The sequence below is a fragment of the Acetobacter suratthaniensis genome (genome assembly GCF_017377745.1).
GTDB lineage: Bacteria > Pseudomonadota > Alphaproteobacteria > Acetobacterales > Acetobacteraceae > Acetobacter > Acetobacter suratthaniensis.
In genome coordinates this window covers 1-20,099 of the sequence record NZ_JAFVMG010000008.1, presented here as the reverse complement: position 1 = coordinate 20,099, position 20,099 = coordinate 1, and the positions used below count along the sequence as shown (strand labels likewise).

20 protein-coding genes and 1 pseudogene are annotated in these 20,099 nt (G+C 53.7%); 8 read left to right on the top strand and 13 right to left on the bottom strand.

Annotated features, from left to right (window positions below; all coding sequences use genetic code 11):
• Positions 1–343: 343 nt before the first annotated feature.
• Positions 344–835, top strand: coding sequence for a hypothetical protein (locus J2D75_RS08725; RefSeq protein WP_207854531.1), 492 nt, complete (start codon positions 344–346; stop codon positions 833–835).
• 6 nt (positions 836–841) lie between these two features.
• Here the strand turns inward: J2D75_RS08725 and J2D75_RS08720 are convergent, their stop codons facing one another.
• The 6 genes from J2D75_RS08720 to J2D75_RS08695 form a co-directional block, all read right to left on the bottom strand.
• Positions 842–1,306, bottom strand: a complete 465-nt coding sequence (locus J2D75_RS08720; protein ID WP_207854399.1) for a hypothetical protein — start codon at positions 1,304–1,306, stop codon at positions 842–844.
• Positions 1,303–1,878, bottom strand: coding sequence for a DNA-3-methyladenine glycosylase I (locus J2D75_RS08715; protein WP_207854398.1), 576 nt, complete (start codon positions 1,876–1,878; stop codon positions 1,303–1,305). Before J2D75_RS08715 ends, J2D75_RS08720 begins: the two co-directional genes overlap by 4 nt.
• Positions 1,875–2,516: a DNA oxidative demethylase AlkB gene (alkB, locus tag J2D75_RS08710; protein WP_207854397.1), complete on the bottom strand. Its 642-nt coding sequence runs from the start codon at positions 2,514–2,516 to the stop codon at positions 1,875–1,877. Before alkB ends, J2D75_RS08715 begins: the two co-directional genes overlap by 4 nt.
• A 106-nt stretch (positions 2,517–2,622) precedes the next feature.
• Positions 2,623–4,278 carry an FUSC family protein gene (locus J2D75_RS08705; RefSeq protein WP_265782995.1) on the bottom strand — a complete coding sequence of 552 codons (1,656 nt, stop codon included), beginning with the start codon at positions 4,276–4,278 and terminating at the stop codon, positions 2,623–2,625.
• A 113-nt stretch (positions 4,279–4,391) separates the two neighbouring features.
• Positions 4,392–5,297 (bottom strand): LysR family transcriptional regulator, encoded by a 906-nt coding sequence (locus tag J2D75_RS08700; protein ID WP_207854395.1) that lies wholly within the window; start codon positions 5,295–5,297, stop codon positions 4,392–4,394.
• Between the two features lie 43 nt (positions 5,298–5,340).
• Complete coding sequence (locus tag J2D75_RS08695) at positions 5,341–5,787, bottom strand: Rrf2 family transcriptional regulator (RefSeq protein ID WP_207854394.1); 447 nt, start codon at positions 5,785–5,787, stop codon at positions 5,341–5,343.
• Positions 5,788–5,870: 83 nt separating this feature from the next.
• Between J2D75_RS08695 and hmpA the strand changes: the two genes are divergently transcribed.
• Positions 5,871–7,082 (top strand): NO-inducible flavohemoprotein, encoded by a 1,212-nt coding sequence (hmpA, locus tag J2D75_RS08690; RefSeq protein ID WP_207854393.1) that lies wholly within the window; start codon positions 5,871–5,873, stop codon positions 7,080–7,082.
• A 92-nt stretch (positions 7,083–7,174) separates the two neighbouring features.
• Entirely contained in the window at positions 7,175–7,555 is a 381-nt protein-coding gene (locus J2D75_RS08685; protein WP_207854392.1) for a DUF488 domain-containing protein, read from the top strand.
• A gap of 18 nt (positions 7,556–7,573) precedes the next feature.
• Here J2D75_RS08685 and J2D75_RS14650 read toward each other — a convergent pair whose 3' ends face one another.
• Complete coding sequence (locus J2D75_RS14650; protein ID WP_207854391.1) at positions 7,574–8,386, bottom strand: LuxR C-terminal-related transcriptional regulator; 813 nt, start codon at positions 8,384–8,386, stop codon at positions 7,574–7,576.
• A 146-nt stretch (positions 8,387–8,532) separates the two neighbouring features.
• On the opposite strand from J2D75_RS14650, the gene J2D75_RS08675 reads away from it, so the two are divergent.
• Complete coding sequence (locus J2D75_RS08675) at positions 8,533–9,984, top strand: amino acid permease (protein ID WP_207854390.1); 1,452 nt, start codon at positions 8,533–8,535, stop codon at positions 9,982–9,984.
• Positions 9,981–10,748 (top strand): SDR family NAD(P)-dependent oxidoreductase, encoded by a 768-nt coding sequence (locus tag J2D75_RS08670; protein ID WP_207854389.1) that lies wholly within the window; start codon positions 9,981–9,983, stop codon positions 10,746–10,748. Before J2D75_RS08675 ends, J2D75_RS08670 begins: the two co-directional genes overlap by 4 nt.
• Positions 10,749–11,165: 417 nt before the next feature.
• Here the strand turns inward: J2D75_RS08670 and J2D75_RS08665 are convergent, their stop codons facing one another.
• The 4 genes from J2D75_RS08665 to J2D75_RS08650 are packed head-to-tail and all read right to left on the bottom strand — an operon-like array spanning position 11,166 to position 15,427.
• Positions 11,166–12,629, bottom strand: a complete 1,464-nt coding sequence (locus tag J2D75_RS08665) for a M48 family metalloprotease (RefSeq protein ID WP_207854388.1) — start codon at positions 12,627–12,629, stop codon at positions 11,166–11,168.
• Positions 12,630–12,633: 4 nt separating this feature from the next.
• On the bottom strand, positions 12,634–12,990 hold the full coding sequence (locus J2D75_RS08660) for a hypothetical protein (RefSeq protein WP_207854387.1): 357 nt from the start codon (positions 12,988–12,990) through the stop codon (positions 12,634–12,636).
• A gap of 54 nt (positions 12,991–13,044) precedes the next feature.
• Positions 13,045–14,880: a CHASE2 domain-containing protein gene (locus J2D75_RS08655; protein WP_207854386.1), complete on the bottom strand. Its 1,836-nt coding sequence runs from the start codon at positions 14,878–14,880 to the stop codon at positions 13,045–13,047.
• Between the two features lie 58 nt (positions 14,881–14,938).
• On the bottom strand, positions 14,939–15,427 hold the full coding sequence (locus J2D75_RS08650; RefSeq protein ID WP_243428626.1) for a sulfatase-like hydrolase/transferase: 489 nt from the start codon (positions 15,425–15,427) through the stop codon (positions 14,939–14,941).
• A 40-nt stretch (positions 15,428–15,467) separates the two neighbouring features.
• On the opposite strand from J2D75_RS08650, the pseudogene J2D75_RS08645 reads away from it, so the two are divergent.
• Positions 15,468–15,939, top strand: a pseudogene (locus J2D75_RS08645) (transposase); the annotation flags it as partial.
• Positions 15,940–16,100: 161 nt separating this feature from the next.
• Here the strand turns inward: J2D75_RS08645 and J2D75_RS08640 are convergent.
• Positions 16,101–16,553: a MarR family winged helix-turn-helix transcriptional regulator gene (locus J2D75_RS08640; RefSeq protein ID WP_265782997.1), complete on the bottom strand. Its 453-nt coding sequence runs from the start codon at positions 16,551–16,553 to the stop codon at positions 16,101–16,103.
• A gap of 67 nt (positions 16,554–16,620) precedes the next feature.
• Between J2D75_RS08640 and J2D75_RS08635 the strand changes: the two genes are divergently transcribed.
• On the top strand, positions 16,621–18,135 hold the full coding sequence (locus J2D75_RS08635; protein ID WP_207854383.1) for an FAD-dependent monooxygenase: 1,515 nt from the start codon (positions 16,621–16,623) through the stop codon (positions 18,133–18,135).
• A 403-nt stretch (positions 18,136–18,538) separates the two neighbouring features.
• Entirely contained in the window at positions 18,539–19,642 is a 1,104-nt protein-coding gene (locus J2D75_RS08630) for a linear amide C-N hydrolase (RefSeq protein WP_243428625.1), read from the top strand.
• Positions 19,643–19,779: 137 nt separating this feature from the next.
• On the opposite strand, the gene J2D75_RS08625 is transcribed toward J2D75_RS08630, so the two are convergent.
• The coding region (locus J2D75_RS08625) for a DUF4070 domain-containing protein (RefSeq protein WP_207854382.1) at positions 19,780–20,099 on the bottom strand (320 nt) is incomplete at its 5' end.

Sequence of the window (20,099 nt, the reverse complement as noted above, 5' to 3'; positions counted from 1 at the left end):
ACCCCGGCCTGCAGGCCTTGACGATAGAGGCCATGATGATGGCTCGGGCAGCGGAAGGCAATGCTGAGGCCGAAGTTTATGCGTCAATTCGCTCTGTTGGAGCGTGTGAGCGGGTTGGCGTATCTGTTCATAGGGGCGCAAGGGTTGCATCTGGGAGAAAGGGCGCATTAAGTAGACTGGGCAGGTCTGTTATCGTGTGCGCCTGCCAACAGGTTAGAATATGGAGAGCCCCCGGTAGATGAAGTATCGTAGTGTGAGTGCGCTGTGTCTGTCTCTTTCGCTTTTTGGCCTGAGTGGATGCGGGTATTTTGATTCGCGGGCGGCTCACAAGGCGCAGATTACCATGATCGGCATGACCTCTTACGATCTTCAGGCCTGCGCGGGGCTACCGAACGCCACCAAACAGCTTAACGATACGACGCAGATTTTTGTCTATACCGGCACGCAACCCCAGCCGAGCTTTGGGGGGTCTACCCTGATTCCGGTTGGGGATGTTGTCACAACCATTGCCCAGCTTGGCGGTGGTGGTGGTACATCCTGCACGGCGGTGATCCGTCTGGATCATGATCGCGTGTCGGATGTGCATTATGCTGGCAATAATGATGAGACTATTGGAACAGACGGGATCTGTTCCATCATTACCCGAGGGTGCGCGCGCCAGCCTGAAGGGACGATGAACCCTTCCTCTGTTGGTCTGCTTGGGGTTTCGGCGTTCCGTTCTCCCAGAACGCCCAACCAGTCTACCACGGCAACCTATTCGACCCAGTCTGGCGGGGTTGTGCCTAACCCGGACAAAAATTCGTCCGAACCGGCCATTATTCCGCGGACCCAGTAAGGGCTGCTACCGTCTGGTGCTTGCTCCGAGTGGGTACGCACCCGATGGTATTGCCTGATGCGCCGGGGGCATGCTGATGGAGGCTGGCTGCACGGTGGCTTGTTGCGCTTTGATGGTAACCCAGTGCAGGGCTGTTTCAGCCGCGGGTAAATCTAGTGTGCCGGAATCTATCTCCTGCCCAATGCTGAGTGCCGCCTGATCGACCAGAACAATCAGACCGTAATTTTCCCCTATGGCCGCGGGGCCGTAATGCTGGTGGGCAAGGGCAATGCAGCGGAAGCGGTCATAAGCGCTGCCTTTCTGTAAGGGATGGGCGATAAAACAGCCTGATACGGCTTCGTGCATGGCGCCGCGTCCATGGTCATCCGCACAGCCTGCCAGCAGCATACCGATCAGGGGCAGGGCGTATGCGATGCCTCTAAGCGGTTTTTCTGCTCTGTAATGTCTTCTTTTTTTCGCAGGTTTTTTCATGCCGCAGGGGTGTTCCCTTTTGCATGGCAGAAGCAGCCCGGTTCATGATCGTTGATCAGCCCGCAGGCCTGTAGCCATGCGTGAACGATAACGGGGCCGACAAAGCTGAACCCGCGTTTTTTAAGAGCGAGCGAGAGCGCATCGCCCTGTGGGGAGCGGGGGCTGCTGGTGCCGCTCTGGTTCAGAACAGGTTTGTTGTCTGTAAAACTCCACACAAAATCAGAAAAATCTTCGCCATGATCCTGCATGCTCAGATAGGCGCGGGCATTACGGATGGTGGCGGTAATTTTCTGTCGGGAGCGTACAATGCCGTTATCGGCCATCAGTCGTTCAATGTCGTTCTCGCCATAAAGGGCTATGCGGGCCGGATCGAAACCTTCGAACGCCCGGCGGAATGCTTCGCGCTTGAGCAGGATGGTTCGCCATGAAAGACCGGCCTGAAAACAATCGAGCATGAGGTGCTCCCATAATGTCCGGCTGTCGCGCACCGGCACACCCCATTCCGTGTCGTGATAAGCCCACTGGGCGGGATCGTTCTGTGCCCAGGCGCAGCGCGGCAGAATATCGCTCATCGTACTTTCCGAAATGTCAGGTTATAGCGCAGGGCTCCTGTGAGCGGGTGTACGCCGTCTTTGAGTTCACTGATACCATGAAACATCAGGCGCGATGGCCCACCCCAGACAGCCACATCACCATGGGCCAGCCGGTAGCGTGTGGTGCGGTTCTGGCGCTGTAGCCCACCCCATAAAAAAGTGGCAGGCAGACCGAGCGAGACCGAAACAATAGGCGCCTGATGATCTTGCTCATCCCTGTCCTGATGCAGGGAAAGGCGCGTGCCTGGCGCGTAGCGGTTGATCAGGCAGGCATCAGGCGCAAACTGGCCGAAGCCCAAAGCCTGTGCTGCCCGGCTGGCAAGCTCCATGAATATGGGGGGGATGGTAGGCCATGTGCGACCGGTCTGGGGGTCTGTTGTTGTGTAGCGATAGCCTGAGGCGTCTGAAACCCAGCCCAGTGGCCCAGCATTGAGCATGGCCACAGACATGCGCCTGCCCCCCGGTGTCTGCATATGGCGAAAGGGAGCAATACTGGAGAGATACGCGATCTGTTCGAGAAGCGCTTCCGCCTGATCGCATGCAAAGCCGCCAAGGATGGCAGCCCCCGGCCCAAGTTCGACCCGGCGGCGTTCGAAGGAAAAAAGATCAGGCAGCATTATGTTATACGGGTGGTCTCATGCTGTGGGGCCAGTCTGGCTTTGCCTGACATGTGGGGGCCGATAGGCGAGAATACCAGTGCCGGGATACAGAGAGCGGCGTTGTTCAGCCTATCGGGGGTGTGGGGGGGCGGGTATGGGTTTCACGCTGCTCGATCAGCCATAAACCCTGCACCATGGCGTGCAGGTGCTGATCCATATAGGTCAGGATTTCCTGACGCGGAATACCCTGACTTGTCCGCATGGCGCGCACCATGCTGTCCGCATTGGTCATCAGCCACTGGTGTTCGCCCACCCGGCTGCCTGTCCGGGCGACCGCACGCAGGCCTCGATCCACCCATGCCGCCGTGCGCCGCAGGTGGCTGTCGGCCCGAAAAGGCAGGATGGTGCCAAAGGTAAAGCGCACAAACAGCACGGCGGCCAGAAAGGCCAGAGCCGTGTTGAGAAAGGAGGCCTCGTCCAGCCGCCCCGTATTGGAAGGGCCGATCAGGACAGGCAGGAACATGTTGAAGGCAAAGGCCTGATTGACCAGCCGGGGTGAGCGGGCGGCAAGCCCCCCTATGATCATGGGTACGAGCAGCAGCAGCACCAGACATTCAGGTGCTGTGACAGCGGGAATGACCACAAAAACGCACAGCCCTGCAATGCCCGCGCAGAGTGCCGCGCCGTGGTAGAAACCGGCTGAGGCCAGAGCCGGAACTTCACGCGTGGCCAGTAGCCCGTACACCAGAGCTACGAACGAGACAAAAGTTGGCCCGGCGGGCCATGCCGTAATAACCCAGACCAGCCATGCCGCCAGAATGCCAAAAGTGGCCCGAAGACCGTTATGCAACGCCTCGACCGCATGGCGGGGCGAACGACTGGCGAAACGGAATCGGTCTCTGCGGGGGGGAGCGGTGATGGCCCCAATATGCTGGCGGGCCGCCTCCAGATCGCGCGCGCAGGTGGTATCGGGGGCGCCGCCGCGTGCATGGGCTATGGCGGCCAGCATATTGGCCAGTGCGGCACGGGCATGGTCAGCAGCATGGCCCTGCCCCCCGCCCATTTCCAGCACATCGAATTCGACCCGGGCATTGGTGGCAACCAGATCGCTCAGCAGGTGGCTTTCCGCCTCAACATCAAAGAGAGCCGGAGAGGGGCTGACACCTTCGGCCACCCTGTCCACCAGCGCGCGCAGGCGGGCAGGCAGGCGGATACGGGCTGCGGTCCGCGCACCGGGCAGAAACAGCACGGCCAGAGCCGACTCACATAAAATACCCAGCACGATGTACGTACCGCGTGCGATGGCGATGTCAAAAACGCTATCGGGCTGTTCGATGGCACCTGCGGCAACAATGGCAGATGTAAAACTGGCCACCAGCAGCCCATAGCCCCGATAGCCATCAAAAAAAGTGGCCCCACCGCAACACAGGCCAATCCATAAGGCCAGTCCGACAAAAAACAGACCTTCCTGCTGGGGAAACGCCGCAATCAGCCCGATTCCCGCAACGCAGCCTACCCCTGTGCCAGCCAGACGCCAGCGTGCTTTTGACAGGGATTCCCCGCGCGATGCGGTTGCTACTACCCAGACGGTAAGGGGGGCCCATTGTGGGCTGTCCAGTTCCATCCACATGGCAATCAGCAACGAGAGTAGTGCTGCCAGTGTGTTGCGCAGGGCAAAGCCCAGATCCGCCATGTTCGGAGCGGTCAGCCAGCGCCAGCGGTCGGCCCATACGGGCAGGGCCTTACCTGCCTGCCCTGCGCTCCTTGTTCCTTCCGCCACCGTACCGCTCCAAAAAGCGACAAATTGGGCGCGAGGGCATTCTTCGTCCAAGTGTTTGTTTTCATCTGATCATAAGCATTGCTTATGACGATAGCGGCAGGAGGGGAGTGGCGTTAAAGGGAGAGAGCATCATCCAGCACAAGCCCGCAGGCAATCTCCCAGCTTCGTGTCATCAGGGCGGTGCGGGCAGGTTGGCGCAGGCGTACAAGCCCGACTTTTGACATGGGGCATGGCTCCAGCCGCCGTGTTTGCAGGGGGCCTGCGATGTCTCCACGCGCGGGTATGGCCGCAACCGGCAGAATACTGGCCATACGCCCGGCCAGAAGTTCGGCATGCAGCAGCTCCAGCGCATTGGTTTCAAGCAGCACGGTTGGTTCGCATCCGGCTGCGTGAAAGCCTGCATCAATAATCTGGCGGCTGCGGGTGCCGGGTTCGAGCAGGCAAAGTGGCAGCAGGGCTGCATCCTGCCAGTTGCACCGGCGGCGTCCGGGCAGGCGGATACGTGATGAGGCGATCAGGACAAGCTGTTCCGCATACAGGCAGTGGGTTTCAAACGGGCCATCGGCTGGGATCTGGTCAAGATAGGCGAGCCCGATCTGTGTACGCTGTTCAGCAAGATCGCGCAGGATCTGGGTATTGGGGCCAACAGTGAGGGAAACCTGCAAGGCGGGTACCACCGCACGCAGGTTTTCCATAAGGAGAGGAACAAGCTGTATGGCAGGGGGCACTACACTGATAGAGAGGCTGCCCCCCGCCACGTCCTGCGCGAAGCGGGCTTCCTGCCGCAGGTTATCCAGTGCGGCAACACTCTGGCGTGCCCATTCCAGTACCCGCTCACCTTCTGCCGTCAGGCCAAAAACCCGGCGGTTGCGCATGACAATGGTTACGCCCAGCTCGTGCTCAAGCTGCCGAATCGCTGCTGACAGCGCAGGTTGCGACACGCCGCAGTAATCCGCCGCACGCGAAAAATGACGAAAACGATCCAGCGCGATCAGATAGGTCAGTTGACGAAGAAACATGACAGCCTCTGGCGTGGGGCATCAAGGGGGTGCAATGGGTGCATCACTCCGCTTTTTCTGCCAGACGCTGGCGCTCATGCGGGGTGATGACATCGGCCAGAGTGTACTGGTCCAGCACGCCCAGCATAGCTCCCATGGCCTGTGACAGCACCCCCCGCAGGCGGCAACCGGGCATGAGTGCGCACAGATCTGGCCTGTTTTCTCCTCCCGGCTCCATGCAGGCCAGTAGGGAGAGGTCTTCTTCCATGTAGCGCACGACAGCGCCAATCATGATGGTTTCAGGCGCCCTGCCAAGTCGGACACCACCATTGCGGCCGCGGATTGTCTCGATAAATCCGCCCATGCCCAGCCGGTGAATGACCTTGATCATATGTCCTTCAGAGACACGGTAGGTCTGTGCGATCTGGCGGATCGAGCACAACCCTTCGGTACGGACGCCAAGGTAAATCAGGGCGCGCAGGGCATAGTCAGTCTGCAATGTTAATTTCATGAGACGGAAGATGCACGCTCTTGACAGGTTTTCCAAGATATTAAAAGGTATATGTATTGTATACCTTTTAGGACGCAAACCCCATGCCCACACCGCTTGATGAGAAAACCCGCTCCATAATCCTTGCCACCGTGCCAGCCCTGAAGGCGCATGGTCTGGCCATTACCGAGGAAATGTACAAGCGCCTTCTCGCACGCCCTGAAATTCGTGATCTGTTCAACCAGTCTCATCAGCGCGATCTGGAGCAGCCCAAGGCTCTGGCGCTGGCGGTTCTCGCCTATGCCCAGCATATCAATGACCTCGGGCGGCTGGGGGGCATGGTTGAGCGCATTGCCGAAAAACATGTCGGCCTCAACATTCTGCCCGAACACTATCCGTTTGTGGCGGATGCGCTGCTGGGCGCCATCGGGCATGTGCTTGGCAGTGCCGCAACACCGGAAATCGTAGAGGCGTGGGGCAAGGCTTACTGGTTCCTGGCCGATGTTCTGATCGGGCGCGAAAAACAGATTTACGACGAGCACGAGCAGGCACCGGGCGGCTGGAAAGGCTGGCGTGCTTTCACCGTGCGTGCCCGGCATCAGGAAACACCCGAAATTGTCTCTTTCGAACTGGTGCCTGCAGATGGTGGTCGCCTGTTCCGGCACAAGGCAGGGCAGTATCTCAGCTTTAAGCTGGATATTCCCGACCATGGTTCACAGCGCCGCAACTACAGTATTTCTTCCGCGCCCGGTGCGGATCACTACCGTATTACCGTACGGCGGCACGAGCTTGGGCTGGTCTCCCCGTGGCTGCATGAGAGTGTTCGCGTAGGCGATACCCTGCTGGCCGCTAATCCGGCGGGTGATTTCTTCCTTGATGAAACGGCGTCCAGCCCCGTTGTGTTCCTGACGGCTGGCGTGGGGCTGACCCCCATCGTGTCCATGCTGGGCGCGTTGTGTGGTGCAAAAGCCGGGCGTGCGATACGCTATGTCCACGGTGCGGATAGCCGTGAACTGGCGGCATTTGTACCAGAAATTACCGCTCTGGCAGCGGATAACGCCCTGAAGGCTGATTTCTTCTACGCGAAAGACAAAGCGTTGGATGAGGTGGTGGGAGCAGGCGTAACCCGGCATGCCGGGCGTGTCAGCACAGAGTGGCTGCGCGAAGTGGCTGACCCTGCGGCTACGTATTACATCTGTGGGCCGGAAAGCTTCATGCAGGATATGATTGGCACCCTGCACGATGCAGGCCTGCCTGCTGCACAGATTCGGTATGAAATTTTCGGTTCAGCTTCCAACCCTGATCTGGTGCTCTGAAACCATGCGCCCCCCTTTGTGGTTTCCATAATGGAATCCACAAAGGGGCATGTAAGGCTGCAGCCCAGCGTGACAGGAAAAGGACACTCTGCATGACCGTAAACCACCATGTGCCTGACATCAGAATTAAACGGGTTTATGCGGAACAGGAACCTGATGACGGCATACGCATTCTTGTGGACAGGTTATGGCCGCGAGGGCTGCACAAGTCCGATGTCAAAATGGATCTTTGGCTGAAAGACGTAGCCCCTAGCCCAGAGCTTCGGCACTGGTTTGGGCATGATCCCGCGCATTGGGATGTGTTTCAGGCCCGTTACCAGCAGGAACTCTCGCAGCCAAATGCGGAGCTGGAGCGTATGATTACGCTCATGAAAAACAACACCCTGACGCTCCTTTATGCAGCCCATGATACCGAGCATAATCACGCACGGGTTTTAATGGATTATTTGAAACACCTGCCTGCACAGGCATGACAGATAAGGTCTGTTGTTTCAGTTTTTTATGATGGACGCAATAAAGTGCGAAAACAGCATGCTCTGGCTTGATATGCCTAGTTTCGCATAAATATTCTTACGGTGTATTTTTACCGTTCCTTCCGTAATGCCAAGGTTTTTTGCGGCCGAGAGTGAACTATGGCCGCGCAGCATCAGCGCGACTACGTCCTGCTCGCGGGGGGAGAGTCTGTCGCGTTCGAAATCACGAAAAGACTTGTTCAGATTTTCGGTATTTAGTTCTACGGTATCGTGTGATTTTTTTTCGCACCGGTTGACCCAATGCTGAATCATGGCGGCGTTGATAACCGGTGCAAACAGTCCAAGGGCTGTAAAATCTTCTTCTGAAAAGACCTTTCGGCCTGTGGAGCGCATGAGAGAAAAAACCAGCGCCGTACCATCAGGGGCGCGGGTGCAAAATGCAATTTCCTCTACCAGACTGCCGCTTTCCATAGAAATACAGGGATGTACAAGGGGCGATAGAAAATAATCGCTTTCAAAAAAAGCATCTGGCGCCAGAGTGGACAGGCGGTAAAGCCCATCGGTCAGGCCTTGCATGCACGCGACATAAACTGCATCCAACAGATAGCCACCTGCCAGATAATCCTCCATGGCATTGGGCAGCGATATGTTTTTCAGCCCATCGTGCAGGATTTCAGGACGTTCAGCCGGGGGGTAGGCAAACAGTGCAGCAATATCGAAAAATGCGACGCGGCGGAGTACGGACTCAATTGCAGCAAAAACTCGGCTGTCATTGATTTGCCTGATAGCAAGGGTTGCCACCTCGGCCATGGCATCGATCTGCTCAACCACTCTGGCCTCCTTGCCTGCGGCTTTTGGGCTTGTGTGCGCACACTATCCCTTTGGGGATATAGGTCCGTCTGCTCTGGTCATTATATTATTACGATATAGCAACCGTAAAGGTTGAGGGAGAATGTCCGCCGGGAACGGAGGTGAAGATGCAAGGCAATGATCGGGTCATCCAGTCTGATGACAGAAACCTTGAGCAGTTTGGCTACAAGCCCCAATTTCATAGAGTTCTTGGTTTTTTTGCTGATTTCTCAATAGGTTACTCTTATATGAGCCCGCTTGCGGGTTTCTATGCCCTGTTTTCCTATGCACTGGCGACTGCAGGGCCATCGTTTTTTTGGACAATGCCTCTGGTTCTTCTTGGCCATACGATCAATGCCCTGATTTTTGCAGAAATATCTTCCGAATATCCAATTGCAGGCAGCGTGTACCAGTGGAGTAGACGCCTCGTGGGAGAGCGGTGGGGCTTTCTGACAGGATGGATGTATTTTCTGGCGCTGGTCGGTGTGGCTGCGGGTCTTGCTGCTGGTGTGGCACCGTATCTGGCCGCGCTGATAGGCATAGAGGCTACCAATACATTTGATACCTGTGTGGCGTTGAGCATTATTGTCCTGTCGGCTTCGCTCAATCTAATCGGTACAAAAGTGCTGGGAAAAATGACCGAACTGGGCGTGTGGGCGGGTCTTGTGGGGTTGGTTGTCTGCGGTGGCTATATGCTCTGCTTTGCACGCCATCAGCCTTTTAGTGTGTTGTTTGAAAGCTTTGGCGCGGGAGCAGGGCATCGTACCGGTGCTATGATGGCGGCCAGTCTGTTGGGGATCTGGATCTTTTTCGGACATGAAGCCTGCGGAGATCTGGCAGAGGAGGTGCATGACGCCTCGCGCGAGGTGCCGCGTGCCATGCTCACAACCATGCTGGCTGGGGGTGGCTCGGCTCTGCTGATCGCCCTTGGTATGATTTTGGCTGTGCCGGATATGGCTGGGGCCGTCTCGGGGGCGGTGTCCAACCCGGCCGATGCTGCCTTGCGCGCTGCCATTGGCCCGGTAGGGGCAACGGCTATGCTTGGCTGTCTTATGCTGGTGGCCTTTAGCGCGACCATTTCGGTTATTGCGTCTACCAGCAGGCTACTGTTTTCCATGGGGCGGGATCGGGTTATCCCGTTTTCCGTAGCCATGTCGCGCGTCAACCCCCGCACGGGTCTGCCTATGGCGGCCGTGCTGGCTGCTACCGTGCTGCCCTGTGTTGTTCTGCTGGTTGGAGGTTTTGCCCCCCATATTGCAGAAGCTGTTATAAACTTTGCCACAGCAGGTATTTATACCACCTTCACTATGGTGCTGATTGCGGGTGCATTGGCCCGTTTAGGTGGCTGGATTCCAGCCGGGCCGTTTCGTCTGGGGGGCTTTGGGTGGCCGTTGACGGTCGTAGCACTCTGTTTTGAGGTGGGCGCACTGATCAATCTTGTATGGCCGCGTCCAGCCTCGGTTGACCAGAACCTTGTTTCGGTCATGCTTATTCCCATCGTCCTGCTTTGCGTGTTCTGTATTGGTGTTGTTTTGGCGGTTCGGCGCCCGGCAACCATTGAGAAGGGAATTGAGAAATGACACAGAAATTCAAAGGTAAAACGGTTCTTGTCTCAGGTGGGGCTACGGGTGTTGGGGCGGCCAGTGTCACACGCTTTGCGGAGGAAGGGGCGCAGGTTGCCATTTTTGACCGCAATGTTGAGGCGGGTGAGGCTCTGGCTCAACAGCTTGCACAGGCAGGGCATAAAAGTGCATTTTTTAACGTGGATGTTTCAGATGCGCAGAAGGTGAGCGAAGGTGTGCGTGCCTGTATGCAGACCTTTGGTAAAATTGATGTTCTTTTCAATCATGCTGGCACCATACTGATCAAGCCTTTCCTGGAGATTGAAGAAAACGAGTGGGATGCGCTGTTTTCTATCAACGTCAAAAGCATGTTTCTGGTTACGCGAGCTGTCTTGCCGCATATGATTGCTGGCGGTGGCGGAGCGATTGTCTGCACATCTTCCATCTCTGCTGTGGCAGCAACACCGACAGAAGTGGCCTATAATGCCACCAAGGGAGCCTGTCATATGTTTGCCCGCGCGATTGCCACCGAATTTCGTGATCGCAATATCCGGTGCAATGCGGTTTGTCCGGGCTTTATTGATACCCCTCATGGGCAAAGGGAGCTGGCCGAATTACAGGCTTATGGCGTGGGAGCTTCGGAGGCGGAGTTGACGGCCCGGCAGGGGCGCGCGGCCACGCCTGCGGAGATAGCCGATGCAGTTCTTTTCCTCGCCAGTGATGATGCCAGATTTGTTAACGGAACGCATCTGTTTGTAGATAATGGTTTTACCGCGTGGTAATTTTTATAAGCCCTCGATAGAAAACCGGGGGTAGACCCTCAATCATAATAGATAGGGGGAAACGCGGTGTTGAGACCGTCATTTCCCTCGGAAGAACGCTAAACCAGCCGCATCTTACCGGGAGCCATCGCCCGAAATGAAGCTCTGCATATTTTAGAGTGTTTGCAGCGGTCGATCTGGAGATGATGGAGCAATACCCGCGTCGAAGTGGCGTCGAGACGGAAATGCACGGTACCAAGCGTCTGGGCAGTATCTGACGGCACGGGATTCCGACCGTCAGATCACCGAAGTTCATGTTCGTAGCGCCATCCTTAATTGGTTTCAGACGCTTGAGGCTCCGTTCACCAGAATACTGACCCACTCACTCAATGAATTGTGTAACGGGGTCATATAAAACAGGAAAAATAGTCGGGTTGTTTATTCGCCCTTACCAGCAGCGACGCAGGCATCACGAATGGATGTATCGCCATGGCTTACACATTCCATGGCAAGCAGGCTGGCGTCATTCATGCGGTTCATTTTGCGTAATAGATTAATACGCTTAATATAGAATGAGTTATCCTGAAAATCATCCTGCATTTTGGCCATATAGGCCAGAGCCTGATCATTTTTTCCCTGATTTTCCAAGCTCGCGGCCTCAAGCCAGGCAATCTGTCGTGTTACATCCGGTCGGCTGGCGGCGCGCTCAATCATATTGGTTGCGACTGTGGAGGGATGGTGCAGGGCACTATTCGCTATGGCGCCGTAAAAAAGCGAGATCTGACTGTTCGCGAGCGGTTCATGTAAATGACTTTGCTCGGACTGAACCGCCTTGAAATTGTTTGCTTTTATCTGATCGGTCATTTCGCTCAGGATCTCAACATCCTGAAGCATGGTACGCATATGTGCGGAATTAATGAATTTTTGAAAAGGCGCGCGGTGTTCCGGGTTCATGGTATCGCCATATGTGTGGGCGATATATTGTGCAACGCGTTCCTGTCTGGCTGAAGCAGAGGGATGGGAGCCGCCCAATGTATCCCATTTCCGCATAAGCCATGAACCAGCATTGACTTGTACCCCAAAGCCTTTTTGACCATTAGCTGACTGAGCCGGTCCAGCTTCAATAAGGTCTTTTTGGGTCTTTTCTTTTTCTGCATTGTCCCGGTCTTCAGCCTGAGCAATCAGGCCCAGCATACTGGGAGCAGCATCAAGAGAATATCCAGCCTGTGCCATCAGATCGACAGCCATGAGGTCGGCGGCTTTTTCCTGTTTCCGCGACCAAGCAGGAAAAGCTGTCTGAGCCGATATCAGGTTACTGCCGAAATCTGAAAGAAGGACGGTTTTTGCGATATCGCCCCCGCCCCCGATATTGAAACGGGAGACAAGGGAAGCCGCGATGTCTACTCCTCCCATGACTCGTTGTGTTGTATTCTGCACATCGGTTCTGTTACGGGTGTGACCGAGCAAGATGTGAGAGAGTTCATGTGCCAGTATAAAGGCAATCATGTCCTCTGTTTGTACATCTGGTGTTTTTCGCATGTAATCGAGCGTTCCAGCGTAGATAAACATTACGCCTCCGGCTGATACTTCACTCGCGAAAGACATACTTGGTACCAGCAGGATGGGGATTTCAGGCCGAGGGCCTTTCCACCCTGCAAGCAGGCGGTCTACAATATCTCTCAGGTAAGCTTCGGTTGAAGGGTCACTGAATGTGCCCACTTCCTGTAGGTTAAATGGTGAGAGTGACTGCGTTTCAGGTGGCAGGGGTGGGTATTCTGCTGGAATTGAAACATCGTCTATAAACTTGTCATGTGCCTGTGCTACGCGGCTGCTGGCGGCACCCGTTAGGAACGTAGCGGCACACACCATGAGCATAAAGCGAGAGAAAATATTATTTTTCATGGTGTTAGCACCCATCTGTCAGGCCGTTGCTGCCGCGTATCTGGCTTGTGGTCATACCGGGGGCGACGCCTTGCTTGCACGTGAGCATTGGTAGGCTGCTCGGGGGGACATCGACCTTGACTGCGGCCGGGCGTACAAAAATAACGCCCTGATCTGTCTGGATTTTAAGAAGTTTGTAAGCACCGGGCACGACACCAATAACCTCCTTACCGATCACGGCTGAGGCAGGAATTTTTTCTCCAGCCTGGCCGTTTTCCGTAAAGCTTGTGATGGTGGGCAGGTCAAATGTGCTCAGAACCGTTGCGGCTGAGCTGATGGATGGCATTATGGAAAGTGCCAGTGCAATAAAATATTTTTTCATTTTAATATCCTGTTTTGGTTTATGTCGTTACGAGGGTGCGGTTTGTCTGTGATGTTATTCCTTTTTCATATCGCTCTGGGTGGAGAGGACGTGTTTTTTCGGCAGGTATTCCAGTAGCGTGCTAACAAAACCGGGTTTTTCTTTTGTTTCGTCCAAAGCAAGCCAGAGCAGTACAAAACCGACCCAGTCTTCCATTGGCCACAATAGAAAATCTTCGTTCAGCACAAACATAACAGCAACCATCGTCACACAGAGCAAGAGTTTTCCAAAATAAAGATGCTCTCTCACTTTTAGTAAGACAATGGAAATGCACAGGAGGATAGCCAGCGCTGCATATGCAATGCACAGAGGGGCAATGCCGTAAGTGCTATGACGAAGCAGGCTTATGTCCACGCCAAGCAATCCTATGGAAAGCAGAATGATGGAAAGACCTGTAAGCAAGGGATAAGCGCTGATGGTTTCTGCTATGCGGCCCGTCATGTTCTGGGAACAGGCGTACCAGTTGAGCATGATACAAAATAGACCAAAAGCGAGCAGCAGGTCATATTGATGGAATTTATTCATGCCATATAAGCATCCGATGCCGCTCATAAGAACCAGTGCTGTTATGGAGAATATAATTTTCCATTTTCGAGGAGTGTATTGAGTGGGGGATGAAATTTTAGTGTAACTATACGTGATAAATAGCATCCATACAAAAAACTCAAGCAGTTCTGCGGAATCAATTTTTACAAATTTCCAGCTTAACCATTCACCAGGTTCTCGGAAATAGTCCTCATTGTAAGTCAGAAGATTATCCAGAGCCATGGCATGTTCCTGCACGCCGGGGACTGCGCCAATCATGGGAACATCGACTATATCATGATCACCATTAATCTGTGTGCCATAGAAGACTGCCCGATTTTTTAAGGCAGGTTCAATGTTTTTGATATTCGGCTCCAGATTACGATCCAGATAGCGGGCCGGTAATGTTAGATGATACTGACAGTTTTGACGGATATCCTCGCTAAAATAACCGAATAATGCGCGAGCAGCGATTGTGAGTGCATCGGATATGCGGGCAAAGGGTTTGTCACGAGCATCGAAAGCGCAGCCATCGGTTTTCGCATAAAGGGTTTGACTGAGGGGGGCGCGAAGTCCCCATCGTTCGACAAGTGGTTGGCCGAAGGTATGCTCTGATAGGTCCGCAGGGCATGATTTCTGCCAACCATTGGCGCAGAGTGCTCTGTACATGGCGAAAGCTGCCACAGGTATAGTCTTGGGTGCTTCTTCCTCAGCTTCTTCGCTTTTCTGCGATGTGGAGTGTTCTTCTGTCTGGGGGGCTGGTGGAGCGAGCAGAAGCGGGTAGAAGCCTGTGCGCATATCCCAGCCATTGATAACTTGCAGGTCAGTTAAGGGGGCGGGAAGGTCACTGTATTCTGGATCGAGTTTTCCGCGAGCAAACAAAAGAGGAATACCCATTGTCCGTGCTCTGGCAATGATGGGATCAAAAGCCTCATGAAGGCTTTCACCTGATCGTTCGGCATTAAACCGAACATCAATCATGATTGCTGCCGGTTTTGCATCCAGCATGCGGTCAATCAGTTCAGCATGGCGGGCATAGGTAAGAGGCCATGTTGAATCGAAATATTTAGAACTTAAATCGGTATCGGTTATTTCTACAACGGCAATGCGATCGCGTGCTGGATTTTCCTGCATGCCATAAAAAGCATCTGAAAGACCTGAGAGAAAGCGGGCAGATGATGCTTTGGTAGCGCTTTCCATTGCCAGGGGGTCAAAGAGTTTGAACAGAACCCAGAACAGAATCATAAGCAGACAATAAATAGGATAGCTTATGGGCTGCCGTTGCAGTTCTGCTTTGGTGGGATTTTTTTTTGTTTTTTCGGTCAAGTGTTTTACAATCTGTGTATTATAAATAGTAATTTTTTATGGAATTGCTCATTTTTTGTCAATGCTTTGAGCAGTCAGGATACCCTTTATGGATGGTGGGTGATGAATTGGCCTGTATGAATGTTGCGCTGAAGCTACACATTATATTTGTTATTTCTATATAGTTTATTTTTTCCTTCAATAAGTTCGTGTAACTGAGCCGGTGTGATCGTGCTTTTTGTGGCCTCTTGTATGTTTGCGTTTTCTTTTGAGAATGGAATTGCAAAATAAGGGGTGCTGCGTTCTGTCGTGGTGGAATAGAGGGCCTATGATCTCCAAAAAAAACAAATAATGCAGAGCGATCATGAATGGCTAAGGCTTTCATGATATCGCCGATCATTGTATCGCTCTTTTTAAGATGATCGAGATACGATGTTAGTGGTGTTCCTTTTTCTTTCCATGGACCGTGATTTTCAATGGTTACGGCGTAGAGAAAAAGCGGGTCTGGTGTTTCCGAACATAAAAAAATGATTTTTCCGGCAAGAGTTTTGTCCGACACATAAGGCATGTCTGGGGTGGCTATATGCGGGAATGTTTCTGACCCTATGGGGATATTCATCCGCATGATGGAGGGACTGGCTACCGGCAAGGCTGAGCCTCAGACGGTCATGATTGATGCGACCTATCTCAAGGCCCATCGCACGGCGTCAAGCCTGCGGTTAAAAAAGGGGCTCAGGCCGTCTGATCGGGCGGACCAAAGGCGGGATGAATACGAAGCTGCATGCCGTCACCGACCGGAACGGACGTCCGCTCGACTTCTTCATGACAGCAGGGCAGGTCAGTGATTACACCGGGGCGGCTGCCCTGGAGGAAAAAGGGATCAAACCCTGTATTCCTGGCCGAAAATCTCGTGGAAAACCGGTCAAATACGACAAACGGAAATACAAAAGACGCAACCGTATCGAAATCATGTTCGGCAGGCTCAAAGACTGGAGACGGGTCGCAACACGCTATGACAGATGCCCGACCGTCTTCTTCTCGGCAATCTGCCTCGCTGTAACCGTCTTGTTCTGGCTATGAGTCCTGATCCTAACACATAGTTTTCAGAAAAGCCCTTCTGATCGTCTGATGTCCATTTAGAAAACGTTTATCGCCTGTCTGTTTCGTCATTGAAGACGACATACAGCCTTACGAGAGAAGCAGACGACTTTGGTTCTGATGACAGATTTGCATTGGATTTATCATCGCATCAAATCGTCAGCAAAGCGCCGCAAAAGCGTTCTCAACTGATCGAGGTCTTCATCGGTCCAGTCGACGAGAATGCGGTTCGCCAGCCTCTCACGGGCCGCGTTCAGCAGGTCGATCATTTCCTGTCCCTTTTCAGTCACTGTCGCTTCGCGAACACGCCTATCCGTTATGGACGGCTTGCGCTCAATAAGCTCCAGGTCTTCCAGCTTACTCATTTGTCGGCTGATCGTCGTATGATCGCGCCCCGTCCGGTCTGCGAGTTCGACAACGCCGATAGGGCCGTAACGCCACACCCGTGCCAGAAGCGGGAAAAGGGCTCGATCCAGTGGAATCCCGGCTTCTTCGATCAGGCGATCGTCACGGCGGGGGCGGTTGATTTCATCGACAAGATCAATGATTGCGGTATGCAGTCCGCGCAGGATTTCAGGATCGTGTGCATTATTCACGTTTCTCGTTGCCTTTGGCGTCACTCTCATATACGTGAATAATACACATTGATTCGCGGAGCTGCCAGTGTCTTTCGATACAGACGTCCTGATCTCGGGTGCGGGGGCCGCAGGCCTGACACTTGCCATCGATCTCGCCCGACGCGGGGTTTCGTTCCAATTGATCGAGCAGAACGCGCAGCCGTTCAACGGATCGCGTGGCAAGGGCATCCAGCCCCGGACGATGGAGATTTTTGAGGATCTTGGCTTCGTTGATCGTATGGCCGCGGCAGGCGGGCCCTATCCACCACTGTGTCAGTATCGCCCTGATGGTACCCATACGGTGTCGCTTCTGACAGAGGCGGAAGTCTTCCCGACCGCAGCCGAGCCCTATGCCGCGCCGCTGATGCTGCCGCAGTTTGCAACCGAGGCCGTCATGCGGGAGCGGCTTGCTGAGCTTGGCCATCATCCACACTTTGGGACACGACTGACCGGATTTGAACAGGACGCCTATGGCGTTACGGCGAGGATGGAACAGGAGACTGGCGAGCAAGTGATCCGTGCCCGCTTCCTTGTCGGAACCGATGGTGGCCGCAGTTTTGTGCGTCATGCATTGGCGATCGATTTTCCGGGAGAAGCACTGGGGGTTCGTGCGATCGTTGCCGATGTGCGGCTGGAAGGTCTTGATCGGTCCGCTTGGCACCGCTTTCAGCTCGGTTCACCCGAGACACAGGTGATGATCTGCCCTCTGGCGGGAACGGACCTGTTCCAGCTTCAGGCTCCCGTAGCCATGGAGGGAGAGATCGATTTATCTCCGGCCGGGCTGACCACGCTCATTGGGGTCCGGACTGGCAGAAGGGATATTATCGTCCGCTCCGTGTCCTGGTCCTCGGCCTATGTAATGAGTGCCCGTTTGGCCGATCGCTACAGGGTTGGGCGGGTCTTTATCGCGGGGGACGCCGCGCATGTTCATCCGCCAACCGGTGGTCAGGGTCTCAATACCAGCGTGCAGGACGCCTATAATCTCGGCTGGAAGCTGGCCTCCGTGCTTGCGGGCGCACCAGAAGCGCTGCTCGACAGCTACGAGGCGGAGCGCCGACCGATCGCGTCGAACATGCTACGTCTCTCGATGCGACTGCTCGGTGAAGCAAAGCAGGGCACCATGCGGCGCGATCGCGAGGCGCGTCAGCTCGACCTCGGCTACCGCAGTTCAGCGTTGAACGTAACCGGTTCGGTGAGCGGAAAAGTGCAGGCGGGCGATCGCGCACCCGATGCGCCCTGTCGCGGACAGGCCGGGCAGCAGACACGGCTGTTCACGGTTTTTAAAGGGTCTGACTGGATATTGCTGGGCTACCAGCCGCGTGACCGACCGCCGGCCATTGCTGGCGTCCGTATCGTCACTGTCGGCGCGGGGCAGGAACTCATCGACGATAATGGCCATATCGCCGAGGCGTACGGGATCGACCCTGGTCAGTGGGTGCTCGTGCGTCCGGATGGTTACATCGCCGGGATTTTTTCCTCCGATGGGCTTGAACCGCGGCTTTCGCAATATCTCGCGCAAATGCTGCCGTTACCTCCGGACGATATGTTTGAAGGGTCATGATAGGGTGGAAAGCGGAATGACGACTTTAACATGATCTCAATGCTCTGTTTGGGCATTTAGAGCGTCGTTTGTTTTATTTCATGGACTGAGCGAAGAATTTCCGTCCTGGAGTGCAAGGCTTGATCCTTTTTGTATGTAGAGGGTTGTGAAAACAGTCGGCATCGTAAGCTCGAGAAAAAACGCGATGCTATGGGGGCCACATAACCAGCCAGTATAGCTTAGGTCGGCCGCTTAAAAAATTAGGTCATAAAATCGACCATTTCGGGAACTCTATGCACAATATATTGTTCTAGAGGTTTCGCATCTTGAGTTGGAGATGATTTTTACTGTCGTGTAAAAAGCTCTCTATAGAGAAAATAATCTTGTTTGCTTAATTATTAAAATTAACTCCAGGAAGAAAATCATGAAAATCAGGTCTCTTCTTAATATGGTATTTCCTACTGTTTTTCTTTTTCCTTCAATCGTACAGGCGTGTTCAAGCTTGGCGATCACAGATAAGAACGGTCACGTTTTCCATGGCCGTACATTGGAGCTCCCAGAAGACTTGCCGTCATGGTTGACCTTCTATCCAGCTGAGACAGCATTCCAAAAAAAATCACCTGACGGTGGTGCTGGAGCACATTATCAGGCTCTGTATCCTATTTTGGCGATTACAACGTCAGTTTATCAGGATGGAGACGATCACAACATGCTTGAGGGCATGAACGGTGCTGGTCTGTCTTTCAGCGCTAATATGGTGCCTGAAGCTACACTCACTCCGCTCACAACATCAGATTACCATGATTCTATCCCAGTTACATCGCTAGGAGAGTGGGCGCTCGCCAGTTTTGCAACGGTAGATGATGTCAAAGAAGCTGTGAATAAAGGGCATTTCTGGTCTCCAGTCCTGGCCAAATTAGGGGGCGTAAAATCACCCTTCCATTTTGCATTTTACGACAAAAAAGGAGGAAGTATTGTCGTAGAAGCACTTAATGGGAAATTTCATGTTTATGACAACCCCACAAAGGTCATGACCAACGGCCCTGATTTTCAGTGGCACCTCCAGAATTTGAATAATTACACGCAATTGACCAATAAAGACAGATCTTCAGCTGTTCTGGGTGGCATAAAAGTGGTGCAGCCGGATAGTGGGATTGCGGCTTCAGACTTGCCATCGTCAGACACGTCTGTCGGACGCTTTATTCGTGGCGTTTACTACACCAGTTACGCCCCACTGGCTCAGTCGACAGGAGATGCGATCAATATTCTTGCACACATAATGAATCGTTTTGATCGTATGAAGAATATTACCACCGATACGTTAGGGGGCGAGACACAGAAAGAATCAGGAAAAACCGTTACTGAATATACTGTCTGGACAGCATTATCAGATCTTAATAATGGAGTTATATTTTTCCGAGGGTATAAAGATATCAGTTATAAGAAATTTTCCCTCCAATATTTCCATAATACTACAAAACCCATCTTTGAAAGAATTAATAATCGGGAGATGGAATCACCTTACTGAGCCGCCAATCAGCTTTACGGATCGTAAACGCGAAATCTTGACGCTATTCTGAAGTCTCATCGGAAAATTTTTTCCTAATGTCACTTCAGAACCAGCATCTGCGTTTAGATATCGACTTGGTTGACAAAAATTTCCGATCAGACTGGTTGAAGTAGTTCCTTGGCAGAATTCTGCTGGAGACGGGGCTTCTCCCAGCGATCTTGATCGAGGTTGATGATTTCCCGATCGATTTCTTCAACAACCTGCCGAGCAAAAGGACCGAGGTGCAAATACAGCGCGCTGGTCATAACCACATACGGCAATGCTTTTGGATTATGCAGGACACAGTCTGCCAGCATCCGCCAGAATTGCCCCGCTGAGCCCGGCCCGGCCCGATGGATACGGAAGAGCAGCCGGAAGAAACTACGGAGATCTCCCTTGATCATCCGATGCGCGCGCGGGCGCTTGAGCATTCGGC